A 13,030-nucleotide genomic window follows, 5' to 3' on the forward strand; every position below is an offset into this window, starting at 1 on the left:
GGAAATACCCAAAAACCCATTAACGCGGCCCTGCACCTCGCAGCACCCAACCACCCCAACCCGCGCGCTGTTAACTATTCACTGTTAACTGTTCACTAATGAACAACAGCCCCCTCTCCAGCGCCCCCCGATTAGCGGCCACCACCGCCGCCGCCGCCTGCCCCTGTTGCCGGCAACGTTCGGCATCATCGAACAGCGCCAACAGGGTTGTTGCCAGTTCATCCGCATTGTTAACCACTGACAGCCCGCCGGCGTCATCCAGCAGTTGTGAGATGGCGGTGAAGTTGTGTAGGTGGGGGCCGGTGAGCACCGGTTTTTCCCAGGCGGCAGGCTCAAGCAGATTGTGGCCACCCACCGGCACCAGGGAGCCGCCCACGAAGGCAAGATCCGCCGTGCCGAACAGCATCAGCAATTCCCCCATGGTGTCGGCCAGATACACCTGCGTCTGCGCAGGGTCTTCCCCGGCACTGCGCCGGGCCACTGTCAGTCCCTGTTGTCGCACCAGGTCAGCCACATCGTTGAAGCGTTCCGGGTGGCGAGGCACCAGCACCAGCAAAGCCTCCTGATGCTGCGCCAGCACCTGTTGATGGGTCGCCAGCACCGGCTCGTCTTCACCGGGATGGGTACTGGCCGCAATCCACACCGGACGCGCGCCCATCCCGGCTCGCAGCGCAGCCGCCCTGTCGCGCAAGGCGGCATCCAGTGACATGTCAAATTTCACGCTGCCAATGGCATGCACCCGTTCCGGCCAGGCGCCCAGCGCCACATAGCGCTCCGCCTCCACGGGAGTCTGTACCGCCAGCGCATCGAAGCGGGCCATCATGGGCCGCACCAGCCGCGGCAACTTGCTGTAGCCACGGTAACTCTTTTCCGACAGCCGCCCGTTCATCAGCATCAGTTTGGCGCCGTGGCGCTTGGCCGCCGCACACAGATTCGGCCACAGTTCGGTCTCCAGCACCACCACCAGCTGCGGATCAAACGCACGCATGAACCGTCGCAATGCGCCCGGGATTTCCCAGGGGCAGTACACATGGGTGACGCGATCACCAAACAGGGCCTTCACCCGCTCGGAGCCCGTGGGCGTGGTCGTGGTCACCAGCAATGGCGTGCCCGGATGGTCCGCCAGCAACCTCTCGATCAAGGGCGCTGCCGCCAGGGTTTCCCCCACCGATACCGCATGCACCCAGAGACTTTTTTGCAACGCCCCTTTGCGGTACCCCCAGGCCATGCGTTCGGCCCAGCGCTGACGATAGGCTGGCGCCTTGCGCCCGCGCAGCCACAGGCGCAGGAACAAAAATGGCAGGAGCAAATACCAGAGAGCGGAGTAGAAGGTTTGCATAGGGCTTCTTGTGTCGGATGTCGGGCGCCGGACGTCTGACGTCCGGCCGGTCTATGCTAGCATAGCCGCACTGTTCAACGATGGTGCTCCATGAGCGACAACACTCTGAAACCCGACATCCTTGTATTCGGTGGTGGCATCGCCGGTCTGTGGCTGATCAATCGGCTCAACGCCGCTGGCTATCAGTGCCTGCTGCTGGAAAGCGGCTCCCTCGGCGGTGACCAGACCCTGGCCAGCCAGGGCATCATTCACGGTGGCCTCAAGTATGCGCTGAGCGGCAGCCTGTCCAGCGAATCCGAATCCATTGCCGCCATGCCCGACCGTTGGCGCTCAGCCATGGCCGGTGACGACCCGGTAGACCTGCGCAACCTGAAAGTACTCAGCGATACCCAGCACATGTGGTCCAGCGGCTCGGTGGCGTCGCGGATGACCAACTTCTTTGCCAGCAAGATGCTGCGCGGTCGCATCGACAAGCTGAAGCGTAGCGACTTTCCCTCCGCACTGGCGGACAGAGCCTTCAAGGGCAACGTCTACAAGCTGGATGACCTGGTGATTAATACCGAGTCCCTGATTGAAACCCTGGCCGCCCCGGTGCGTGATCGGCTGCTGGCCTATGATCCGGCAAGGGATACGCTGGAGTGGAACGACAGCGGCCTGGCTTGCGCCACCGTTAACGGCGTGCGCATTGAACCGCGCATGACCTTGCTGGCCGCCGGCAACGGCAACCCTGAACTGCTGGAGCAAGCCCACAAGGCACACCTGCTGGAAGAGGAATACAGCCAGCTTCGCCCGCTGAAAATGCTGCTGGTCAAGCATGATCTGGGCCACCGTCTCTACGCCCATTGCGTGGGCACCAGCAACAAGCCGGTGCTCACCGTCACCACCCATGACTGCCCGGACGGCAAGGTAGTGTGGTATCTGGGCGGCGACCTGGCCGAGCAGGGGGTGGAGCGCAGTGACGAGGAGCAGCTGGCCGCCGGCCGCGCTGAACTCAGCAAGCTGTTTCCCTGGCTGGATTTCAGCAACGCTGAGCTGGCGACGCTGGATGTGGTGCGCGCAGAGCCCAAACAGCAGGCGTTGGTAAAACCGGACAACGCCTACGCTCGCCGCGACCGGAACCTGATTATCAGCTGGCCCACCAAGCTCACCCTGGCCCCGGATCTGGGAGACCGGGTGATGGCGCTGGTGGAAGAACACGGCCTGCAACCGGGCGAGCCAATGGCGCTGCCCGCAGAACTGAAGCAGGCGCCCATGGGCGTGCCGTACTGGCATACCTGTTTTTAACATTGCCCGAGGGCTTTGCTGGAGACGTGTGGAAATGAGTTGAAAGTTCAAAGTTTAAAGTTGAAAAGCGCGGGATAAACAGGGTGCCGGTTTTAATGCCGCCACCGCGCACCATTGCTTGTGACCGCGGAGCACCAACGTCGAAAACCGAAACAGCCTGGCTTCGCGTTTCAACTTTAAACTTTGAACTTTCAACTGCTTTTGCCTCGCTACCCGAACCCCTCCCACCACCAACACAGAGGACCGTCATGGCTTTCATGCGCCCGCTGGGCAACACAGGTTTGACCGTCAGCGCTCTGGGCCTCGGCACGGTGAAGATTGGCCGTGACAAGGGCGTCAAATACCCCAACGGCTTCACTATCCCGGATGACAAGGCGGTGAGCGATCTGCTGGCCCAGGCACGCGATCTGGGCATCAACCTGATCGATACCGCCCCGGCCTATGGGCATAGCGAAGCGCGGCTTGGCCAGCTGCTGAGACAGCGCCATGAGTGGGTCATCGTGACCAAGGTGGGGGAAGAGTTCGACAATGACAGCGGTGAAAGCCGGTTCGACTTTTCGCCGGCCTACGTTCGCCAATCCGTGGAACGCAGCCTGAAAAGACTGAACACGGATTACCTGGATTGCGTACTGATTCATTCCGATGGCAATGACAGGGCGATCATTGAACAAGGCACCCTGGATGCCCTGAACGATCTGAAAAAGGCGGGCCTGATTCGTGCCACCGGCATGTCCACCAAGACCGTGGAAGGCGGTATCGCCACACTCGACCACGGAGATATAGCCATGGTCACCTATAACCTGCAACATGCAGAAGAGGTGCCGGTGATCGAACATGCGGCGACGCATCACAAGGGCATCCTGATCAAGAAAGCCTTTGCCAGCGGCCACCTTGCTGAGCATATCGCCGACCCGGTACAGGAAAGTCTGAACCAGATCCTTGGCACGCCCGGCGTAGGCAGTATCATTGCCGGCACCATCAATCCCGCACATCTGCAGGAAAACGTGGCGAAAGCCCGCCGCGCCTGCTCAGAACAACAATGACAATGCACACTACAGAGAACACAATGCCCATGCGCTTCACCCTGGCCACCCTGCTGATTATGCTCGCCACCGTTTCCACCGTAACCCACGCCGACAAGGTCCTGCTACTGCGTGAGGCCCCCACCGACTGCGAAGACAAAGGCGAGGTGTCCATCACCACCGGGAGCCCCCTTCAGGGCATGTTTTTCAGCGATGCCATGATCAACAACAACGCCACCAAGAAGATCAAGAAAGCCATCAAGAAGGCGGGAGGCAATGTTGGCGTGATCAGCGACCGTCGCGAGTTCATGATGGAAAGCCATTTCCGGGGCATCGAGCATATCGAGCTGGATGCCTGGGTGTGGAAATGTGAAGAGAAAAGCAGCTAACAGCTACGAGCTTCCAGCTTCGAGAAAGATCTGCTCCCCATTACTTCCAGCTGTGAAGCCGCGACTTGAGTATGGACGCGGCTTCATCCGCCGCAACCCCACAAGCCTTACTCGCGACTTGAAGCTCGAAGCTAGAAGCTCGAAGCTGCTTTTGTTTCTACTCCCAACGCCTGCAGCCCTGCCCAATGCCCTTGCTGATACCCAGCCTCCAGCTTGCCAGGATGGGTGGTCAGGCGGCTGACCGGGAAGTGCTCCTCTGGCGCGATCACCGTGAGTTGGCAATCTGCTGGCGGGTTGGCGATGAATGCCAGTGAATCGTTGTAGATGTCCACGCGCTTCAGCATGGCTTGATATAAGGCGGGCATATCCTTAACCCAGGGTTTGAGCAGCGGCGTCAGGGCGCTGGGCTTCTTGCGATAGCCCTGGTGGCGAGACAGCACCACGGTGATCTCCCGCGCGCCCTGCTCATAGGCCCAACGCACCGGGATGGAATCCGCCAGGCCACCATCCGTCATGGCCTGGCCGTTCACCTCAGGAAAATCCCGATACGCAAAGGGAATCGAACAGGAGGCGGTCATGATTTCATCGAGATTGTCCTGCCCGGCCTGAAAGTAATGGGGAGCCCCCTCCTCCACTGACGTGGTCACCACCCATAACGGCACGGCTCTTTGCCAGTGTCTCTCCAATGCCAGCGGCACATCGGCAAGAGACTGATGCCACAACCAGTGCACATCGCACAGATGCCCTCCGGCCATAAAACGCTGCCAATTGATAAACTCCGGTCGACAGGCGTGATCCGTAATGATCTTCCGGCTACGGCCATGGTCGCCCGCCAGATAGCCAATCAAGTTGGTGGAGCCGGCGGAGACGCCTACGGCAAAATCGAAGGGGCGGTAATCATGTTCCAGAAAGGCATCCAGCACCCCGGCGGCAAAGATGCCGCGCATGGCACCGCCTTCTACTACCAGTGCACGTTGCGTCATGACGCTTTCTCCCGATGAGCCTGATCTCTACATCACCATGCCAAATCGTTTACCCGTGAGGAAATAGGATCACCCTGTCTTCACCATTGTTTTCGCTAATGCCAGCCCATGCAGCAATAGCACCGCACCAACAAGGCCCCGGGCACAGCACCTGCACCGTTGCAGCGCAGACGCCTCAGTTTGGCGCATCAAGGTTGCCAAGAGGGCTTTACCCCCTGCAACGACCCTCCTATTAATTTCTGTAAAAACAACGCATTAAAACAATTTTTTCAATCTGGCACCGGGCTTGCACAAGAAGGCATACCAACTTGTATACAAACAGGTGTGCTAACGAAATGATCGGCTGGACTCTCGAACAATGGCAGGCCGCCTACCGCAACGGGGACCTTTCCCCCGTGCAGGCGATGAAACAACTGGCTACCGCATTACACGACAGTGAACGTGCCCTGTGGATCCACCTGCTTGACGAGTCTTCCCTGATTGCCCAGGCGGAATCCCTGGACGACCCGTCCCTGCCGCTTTACGGCATTCCGTTTGCGGTGAAGGACAATATCGACGTGGCGGGCCTGCCCACCAGCGCCGCCTGTCCTGCCTTCACCTACACACCGGAAGATGATGCCACCGTGGTACGCCTGTTGCGTGAAGCGGGTGCCATTGTGGTCGGCAAGACCAACCTGGACCAGTTCGCCACCGGACTGGTCGGCACGCGCTCCCCCTTTGGCGAAGTGCCCAACCCCTTCAATGCGGATTACCTCAGCGGCGGCTCCAGCTCAGGCTCGGCGGTCGCCGTCAGCAGCGGTCTGGTGCCCTTTGCCCTGGGCACGGACACCGCGGGCTCCGGGCGCGTGCCCGCCGCCTTTACCAACACCGTGGGCCTGAAACCCACCCGTGGGGCGGTCAGCACCCGGGGCGTTGTCCCCGCCTGCCGCACACTGGATTGCGTCAGCGTTTTCGCCCTGGATGTGGCCGATGCCCAGACCATCTACCGCATCATCGGCCAGTTCGACACCGACGATGCTTACTGCCGCCCCTCTCCCGACCTGCAGGATCAGAGCCTGCCCGCTCGCCCCAGGCTCGGCATTCCTACGGACCTGCCCTGGTTCGGAGACCAGCAAGCGAAGGCATTGTGGGAGCGCAACCTGGCCGCCATGAGCGAAATTGCCGATCTGGTGCCATTGGATACCATGGTGCTTCAGGATGCCGCCGCCCTGCTCTATCAAGGGCCCTGGGTTGCCGAGCGTTTCACGGTGACCGAATCCCTGCTGCAGACACAGCCGGAAGCAGTCCTGCCGGTGATCCGCGACATCCTTGAACCGGCAGCCACCCTCAGCGCGGCGGACAGCTTCCGTGCCCAGTATCAGCTGGCGGACCTCAAGCGGGAATCCGAAGCGCTGATGGCGCAAGTGGACGCCCTGCTGCTGCCCACCACCCCGGGCATCTATGCCCGCGCGGCGGTCAGCGAAGATCCCATCACCCTGAACAGCCAGCTCGGCACCTGGACCAATTTCGTCAACCTGCTGGATATGTGCGCCCTGGCCCTGCCCGGCGGATTCCGTGAAGACGGCCTGCCCGGTGGACTCACCCTGATCGGCAGCGCCTGGCAAGATCATGCGCTGGCCGAGTTCGGTCAACGCTGGCAACACCACCTTCCCTGGCAGGCCGGCGCTACCGGCCAGATGCTGACGCTGCCCCATGAGCACGGCGCGGCCGACCAGCCCGCTGACACCATTACCGTGGCCGTAGTAGGCGCCCACCTCACTGGCATGCCTCTCAACAGCCAGCTCACCGAGCGCAATGCGGTGCTGCTGGAGGCCACCCGTACCGCCCCCTGTTACCAACTCTACGCACTGGCCAACACCGTGCCCCCCAAACCCGGCCTGATTCGTAACCCGAACGCCGCAGGCGCCAGCATCCCCATTGAACTGTGGCAGATGCCACTGGAGCACTTTGGCAGCTTTGTCGGGCTGATCCCCGCACCGCTTGGCATCGGCAGTCTGGAAACCGTGGATGGGCGCTGGGTAAAGGGTTTCATCTGTGAGCCCTGGGCCATTGAAGACGCCACCGACATTACCGCACTGGACGGCTGGCGGAATTACATCGCGTCATTGAACAAGGAGACATCGCTGACATGCTGAAGAAAGTCCTGATCGCCAACCGGGGTGAGATTGCGGTTCGTATCTGTCGCACCCTGAAACAGATGGGCATTGCCTCCGTGGCGGTGTATTCCGATGCGGACCGCAACAGCCAGCATGTCAGTGCTGCGGATGAAGCCGTGGCGCTGGGCGGCCAGACCGCAGCCGAGAGCTACCTGCAAACCGACCTGATCCTCAAGGCCGCCAGAGACACCGGCGCCGACGGCATCATTCCCGGCTACGGCTTCCTTTCCGAAAACGCCGAGTTCGCAGAACACTGTGAAAGCAACGGCATCGCCTTTGTGGGGCCGACGCCGGACCAGCTCCGCCAGTTCGGCCTCAAGCACGAAGCCCGTGCTCTGGCCGAGCAGGCCGGCGTGCCCCTGGCCCCCGGCACCGACCTCCTGCAAAGCCTGGCCGAGGCCAAACAGGCCGCCACAGATATCGGCTACCCGATCATGCTGAAGAGCACTGCCGGGGGTGGCGGCATCGGCCTGTCACGCTGTAACAACGAAACGGAACTGGTGGCAGCGTTCGAATCCGTGAAACGACTGGGGGAAAGTTTTTTCTCCGACAGTGGCGTCTTTATCGAACGCTTTGTAGCCCGTGCCCGTCATATCGAAGTACAGATCTTCGGGGATGGGGAAGGCACCGTTCTGGCACTGGGCGAGCGGGAATGTTCCCTGCAACGTCGCAACCAGAAAGTGGTAGAAGAAACCCCGGCACCCAACCTGCCCCAGGCCACCCGGGAAAAACTCCACGCCAGTGCCGTACGCCTGGGCCAGTCCGTGAAATATCGCTCCGCTGGCACCGTGGAATACATCTACGACGACGAGCGCGATGAATTCTATTTCCTGGAGGTGAACACCCGCCTGCAGGTGGAGCACGGTGTTACCGAATCCGTGTTCAACGTTGACCTGGTGCAGTGGATGGTAGAATTGGCAGGCGGGGAACGCCCACCGCTGGATGCCGGCTACACCTGCCAGGGCGCGTCCATGGAAGTGCGTATCTATGCCGAAGATGCCCTGAAAGATTTCCAGCCCAGTCCCGGTGAACTCACCGAGGTCGCGTTCCCGGAAAATATTCGCCTGGATGGCTGGATCGACACCGGCACTCTGGTCAGCCCCCACTACGATCCCATGCTTGCCAAGGTCATTGTCCACGGTAGCGACCGCAGTGATGCCCTGACAAAAATGCAGGACGCCCTGGCCGCCACCCGCCTGTCCGGGATTGCCACCAACCTGGATTACCTGCGCCAGATTCTGCGTGACGACAATGTCATCGCCGGCACCGTCTCCACCCGCTATCTGGAAACCTTTGCCTATACCCCCACCGCCTTCGAGGTGGTGGAGCCGGGGACCTACACCACGGTGCAGGATTACCCAGGCCGCAGTGGTTACTGGGACATTGGCGTCCCGCCCTCCGGCCCCATGGATGACTACGCCTTCCGCATTGCCAACCGTATTGTCGGCAACCATGACAGCGCCGCAGGGCTGGAAGCCACTCTGGTAGGGCCCAGCCTGACATTCCATTGCGATACCGTGGTCGCCCTGACCGGGGCCCACTGCGATGCAACCCTGGAGGGCGAGCCAGTGCCCTTCTGGAAACCAATCAACGTAGTGGCTGGCCAGACCCTGACCACCGGCAAGGTGGACAGTGGCTGCCGCACCTACATTGCTGTTCGCAACGGGGTGGATGTGCCGGATTACCTGGGCAGCAAATCCACCTTTGTACTCGGACAGTTTGGCGGTCATGGCGGCCGTACCCTGCGCAAGGGCGACGTGCTATCCATTTGTCAGCCGCACCTGGCCGGCTGCCCCACCCCGGCACCGGTGGCTGATCCCCATCCCCTGGAAGGGACCATGGTTCCTGATTACCCACAGCAGTGGGAGATCAAGGTGCTTTACGGCCCCCACGGCGCGCCGGATTTCTTTACCGAAGACGCCATCGAGGAATTCTTCAGCGCCGACTGGCAAGTGCACTACAACTCCAACCGTCTGGGGATACGTCTGGTGGGCCCGAAACCCAGCTGGACCCGCACCAACGGTGGCGAGGCAGGGCTGCACCCTTCCAACGTACACGATAACGAATACGCCATCGGCTCCATCAATTTTACCGGTGATTTCCCGGTCATTCTTACCAAGGATGGTCCAAGCCTTGGCGGGTTCGTGTGTCCGGTCACCATTGCCCGGGCCGAACTGTGGAAAGTGGGCCAGCTCAAGCCCGGCGACAGCATCCGCTTCTGCCCGATCAGCTTTGCCGAAGCAAAAGCCCTGGAAGAAGCCCAGGACGCCTCCATTGAAAACCTGGGTGTCATCCCGGTGATCAATCCGGTTATCCAGGACCATAGCGACCGCTTTACCTCCGCCACCATGCTGGCGGAAAAAGAGGCCGACGGTCACGTGCCCCGCATTGTTTACCGCCAGGCCGGGGACAAGTACATCCTGATCGAATACGGCGACAACATCCTTGATCTGGCATTGCGCATGCGCGTGCATGCATTGATGGAAAATCTGAAGGCCACGCCCGTAGGTGGCATTCTGGAGTTGTCCCCCGGGGTGCGCAGCCTGCAGGTTCATTACGACTCCCGGATCATCGACCAGGACACGCTGGTCGCCACGTTACTGGATCGCGAACACACCATTGGCAGTGTAGATGACAGAGTGGTCACCTCCCGCGTGCTCCATCTACCCATGGCTTTCGAGGACAGTGCCACCCTGGATGCCGTTACCCGTTACCAGGAAACCATTCGCAGCGACGCCCCCTGGCTCCCCAACAATGTGGAGTTCATCCGCCGCATTAATGGTCTGGACTCCATCGACCAGGTGCGGGACACGGTCTTCAGTGCCAGCTATCTGGTGCTCGGTCTGGGAGATGTCTACCTGGGCGCGCCCTGCGCAGTACCGGTGGACCCTCGCCACCGTCTGATGACCTCGAAGTACAACCCGGCGCGGACTTACACCGCCGAAGGCACCGTGGGCATTGGCGGGGTCTACATGTGCATCTACGGCATGGACTCTCCGGGCGGTTATCAGCTGGTGGGCCGTACCCTGCCGATCTGGAACAAACACCTCAAGAACAAACAGTTCAAGGACGGCGAACCCTGGTTGCTCAAATTCTTTGACCAGGTGCGCTACTACCCGGTAAGCGAAGCAAAACTCACGGAAATGCGTGACGCCTTCCGCCACGGGCACCTGGAAATTGAAATCACCGAAGAACCGTTCAGCCTGGCCGAGCACCGCCAGTTCCTGGAAGACAATGCCGACAGCATTGCCGCCTTCAACGAAAAGCGGGACATCGCCTATCACGAGGAAGTGGCCCGCTGGCAGAACGAGGATGCCGCCATCGAGTCCGCCATGCTCGGTACCAAGACCGACATCGGCAAGGTGGATGGTCACCTGATCAGTGCGGAAATCAGCGGCAACGTCTGGAAGCTGCTGGTGGAAGAGGGGGCAACCGTCAAGGAAGGCGACACGGTGGTGATCGTGGAAGCCATGAAGATGGAATTCGAAATCGTCGCCAATGCCTCCGGCAAGGTCACCGGCCTGCATTGCCAGCCCGGCGCCATCATCAACGCCGGTGACCCGGTGCTGGTCATCAACACCGGTCATGCAGCCTGAACGGAGCCCGAGACTACTCATGAGCAGAGCCGCAAGAAAGACAGAGAATCTGGCCGAACGCATCTATCTGCAGTTGAAGCAGGACATCTTTGACTTTCGCCTGATGCCCGGCGACCGCTTCAGCGAAAACGAAATTGCTGAACGCATGGGGGTATCACGGACCCCGGTGCGGGAAGCCCTGTTCCGCCTTCAGCGTGAGTTCTATGTGGACGTGCTTTATCGCAGTGGCTGGCAAGTCAAGCCATTCGATTTCAAATACTTCGAAGAGCTTTACGACGTCCGCACCATTCTTGAATGTGCGGCCGTTCGCAAGCTGTGCGAACAGGACAGCGAGCTGAGCAATCTTGATGAGCTGGTCTCGCTATGGTGCGTACCGGTTGAAGAACGCCTGGAACATGGCCCCACCGTGAGCGGCATGGATGAACATTTTCATGAACAACTGGTGGAAGCCGCCGGCAACAAGGAAATGGCACGCATCCATCAGGATCTGACAGAAAGGCTGCGGATCATCCGCCGACTGGATTTCACCAAGCCTCCGCGGCTGGAAGCCACTTACAACGAACATCAGGCCGTGCTGGAAGCCATCCTGCACCGCCGTGTGGAGCAGGCACAGATACTGTTGCGTGCCCACATCGAAGAATCCCGCAACGAAGTACGCAAGATAACCGTGCACATGCTGCACGAGGCCAGTGCCCGCAGCCAGCTGCAGGCGGTCGACAATACAACAGGTACTTCGGGGGGATAGGCCGTTACCCGGCAGGGTAAGGAGTCTCATTGCCTGGATCAACGTGACACAGGCGCTTCAGGACAGGGAAAAACCAACTTCAAACGCAAGGGGAAACATCATGAGCTTTTCCAAATCCATGAAAAAACTGGCCGCAGGCGTGGTTGCCTCCAGTGCCATCGTTTACAGCGGCGCAGTCATGGCTGCTGACACCATCAAGGTGGGGGTGCTGCATTCCCTCTCCGGCACCATGGCCATCAGTGAATCCACACTGAAGGACACTGTTCTGATGATGATCGAAGAACAGAACAAGAAGGGCGGGGTCATGGGCAAGAAACTGGAGCCGGTGGTGGTCGACCCGGCATCCAACTGGCCGCTGTTTGCAGAAAAAACCCGTGAGCTGATCACCAAGGAAGATGTGGATGTAATCTTCGGCTGCTGGACCTCTGTTTCCCGTAAATCCGTACTGCCGGTGGTGGAGGAATTGAACGGTCTGCTGTTCTACCCGGTACAGTATGAAGGTGAAGAATCCTCCAAGAATGTTTTCTACACCGGTGCGGCACCGAACCAGCAGGCCATCCCGGCGGTGGACTACCTGCTCAACGATCTGGGTGTGAAGCGCTTTGTCCTGGCGGGTACCGACTATGTCTATCCGCGTACTACCAACAAGATTCTGGAAGCCTACCTGAAAGCCAAGGGCATTCCGGAACAGGACATCATGATCAACTACACCCCGTTCGGTCATTCCGACTGGCAGTCTATCGTGAGCGACGTCAAGTCTTTCGGTAGCCAGGGCAAGAAGACTGCCGTGGTGTCCACCATCAACGGTGATGCCAACGTGCCTTTCTACAAGGAACTGGGTAACCAGGGTATCAGCGCGGAAGACATTCCCGTGGTGGCCTTCTCCGTAGGTGAAGAAGAACTGTCCGGTATCGACACGGGCCCGCTGGTCGGTCACCTGGCCGCCTGGAACTACTTCCAGAGCGTTTACAACGACGCCAATGAAGCCTTTATCGACCAGTGGCACAGCTTCACTGGCGACGACAAGCGGGTAACCAACGACCCCATGGAAGCCACCTACATCGGTTTCAACATGTGGGTCAAAGCCGTCGAGAAAGCCAAGTCCACCGATACTGACAAGGTGGCTGACGCCATGATCGGCATCCAGACCCCGAACCTGACCGGCGGCATGGCGGTCATGAACGAAAACCATCACCTCTCCAAGCCGGTACTGATCGGTGAAATCCAGGACGACGGTCAGTTCGCCGTGGTATGGGAAACCGACGGCCTGGTGAAGGGCGATGCCTGGTCTGATTTCCTGCCGGGCTCCAAGGACCTGATCTCTGACTGGACCGCACCGATCAAATGCGGCAACTACAACACCAAGACCAAGAGCTGTGGCGGCGCTGCAGCCGAGTAAGGCTCCACCGACCCGCACTCCGGGCAATGCCCGGAGTGCCTGTCATATAAAAACATCGTGTACACATTGAACGCCGGCGCAATCCGCCACTGACCGAAGGAAAGCTAACTTCGGCGT

Annotated in this window: 9 protein-coding genes; 7 read left to right on the top strand and 2 right to left on the bottom strand. The window is 60.0% G+C overall.

Annotated features, from left to right (window positions below; translation table 11 throughout):
* Window positions 1–70 precede the first annotated feature (70 nt).
* The gene (gene waaA / locus HF945_RS13670) at window positions 71–1,339 is read right to left on the bottom strand and encodes a lipid IV(A) 3-deoxy-D-manno-octulosonic acid transferase (RefSeq protein WP_290523120.1); all 1,269 of its coding nucleotides are present in this window, start codon (window positions 1,337–1,339) and stop codon (window positions 71–73) included.
* Between the two features lie 90 nt (window positions 1,340–1,429).
* Here waaA and HF945_RS13675 point away from each other — a divergent pair, with 90 nt between their 5' ends.
* The 3 genes from HF945_RS13675 (at window position 1,430) to HF945_RS13685 (ending at window position 4,034) form a co-directional block, all read left to right on the top strand.
* Window positions 1,430–2,623 carry an FAD-dependent oxidoreductase gene (locus HF945_RS13675; protein ID WP_290523121.1) on the top strand — a complete coding sequence of 398 codons (1,194 nt, stop codon included), beginning with the start codon at window positions 1,430–1,432 and terminating at the stop codon, window positions 2,621–2,623.
* Window positions 2,624–2,871: 248 nt separating this feature from the next.
* On the top strand, window positions 2,872–3,666 hold the full coding sequence (locus tag HF945_RS13680; protein WP_290523122.1) for an aldo/keto reductase: 795 nt from the start codon (window positions 2,872–2,874) through the stop codon (window positions 3,664–3,666).
* A 23-nt stretch (window positions 3,667–3,689) separates the two neighbouring features.
* Window positions 3,690–4,034, top strand: a complete 345-nt coding sequence (locus HF945_RS13685) for a hypothetical protein (RefSeq protein WP_290523123.1) — start codon at window positions 3,690–3,692, stop codon at window positions 4,032–4,034.
* 131 nt (window positions 4,035–4,165) lie between these two features.
* Here the strand turns inward: HF945_RS13685 and HF945_RS13690 are convergent, their stop codons facing one another.
* Window positions 4,166–5,017: a patatin family protein gene (locus tag HF945_RS13690; RefSeq protein WP_290523124.1), complete on the bottom strand. Its 852-nt coding sequence runs from the start codon at window positions 5,015–5,017 to the stop codon at window positions 4,166–4,168.
* A 335-nt stretch (window positions 5,018–5,352) separates the two neighbouring features.
* Here HF945_RS13690 and atzF point away from each other — a divergent pair, with 335 nt between their 5' ends.
* The 4 genes from atzF to urtA all read left to right on the top strand — a co-directional run bounded on the left by atzF (window position 5,353) and on the right by urtA (window position 12,913).
* Window positions 5,353–7,152, top strand: a complete 1,800-nt coding sequence (gene atzF, locus HF945_RS13695) for an allophanate hydrolase (RefSeq protein ID WP_290523125.1) — start codon at window positions 5,353–5,355, stop codon at window positions 7,150–7,152.
* Window positions 7,146–10,769, top strand: coding sequence for an urea carboxylase (uca, locus tag HF945_RS13700; protein ID WP_290523126.1), 3,624 nt, complete (start codon window positions 7,146–7,148; stop codon window positions 10,767–10,769). Before atzF ends, uca begins: the two co-directional genes overlap by 7 nt.
* Window positions 10,770–10,788: 19 nt before the next feature.
* Window positions 10,789–11,514 (top strand): GntR family transcriptional regulator, encoded by a 726-nt coding sequence (locus tag HF945_RS13705; protein WP_290523127.1) that lies wholly within the window; start codon window positions 10,789–10,791, stop codon window positions 11,512–11,514.
* 100 nt (window positions 11,515–11,614) lie between these two features.
* Entirely contained in the window at window positions 11,615–12,913 is a 1,299-nt protein-coding gene (gene urtA, locus HF945_RS13710; RefSeq protein WP_290523128.1) for an urea ABC transporter substrate-binding protein, read from the top strand.
* Window positions 12,914–13,030: the final 117 nt, after the last annotated feature.

Source organism: Alcanivorax sp. (assembly GCF_017794965.1).
Classification (GTDB): domain Bacteria; phylum Pseudomonadota; class Gammaproteobacteria; order Pseudomonadales; family Alcanivoracaceae; genus Alcanivorax.

Coding starts and splice junctions, on each gene's coding strand:
- uca (WP_290523126.1), top strand. CDS start 7,146: ATGCTGAAGAAAGTCCTGATCGCCAACCGGGGTGAGATTGCGGTTCGT.
- HF945_RS13675 (WP_290523121.1), top strand. CDS start 1,430: ATGAGCGACAACACTCTGAAACCCGACATCCTTGTATTCGGTGGTGGC.
- urtA (WP_290523128.1), top strand. CDS start 11,615: ATGAGCTTTTCCAAATCCATGAAAAAACTGGCCGCAGGCGTGGTTGCC.
- HF945_RS13685 (WP_290523123.1), top strand. CDS start 3,690: ATGCCCATGCGCTTCACCCTGGCCACCCTGCTGATTATGCTCGCCACC.
- waaA (WP_290523120.1), bottom strand. CDS start 1,339: ATGCAAACCTTCTACTCCGCTCTCTGGTATTTGCTCCTGCCATTTTTG.
- HF945_RS13690 (WP_290523124.1), bottom strand. CDS start 5,017: ATGACGCAACGTGCACTGGTAGTAGAAGGCGGTGCCATGCGCGGCATC.
- HF945_RS13705 (WP_290523127.1), top strand. CDS start 10,789: ATGAGCAGAGCCGCAAGAAAGACAGAGAATCTGGCCGAACGCATCTAT.
- atzF (WP_290523125.1), top strand. CDS start 5,353: ATGATCGGCTGGACTCTCGAACAATGGCAGGCCGCCTACCGCAACGGG.
- HF945_RS13680 (WP_290523122.1), top strand. CDS start 2,872: ATGGCTTTCATGCGCCCGCTGGGCAACACAGGTTTGACCGTCAGCGCT.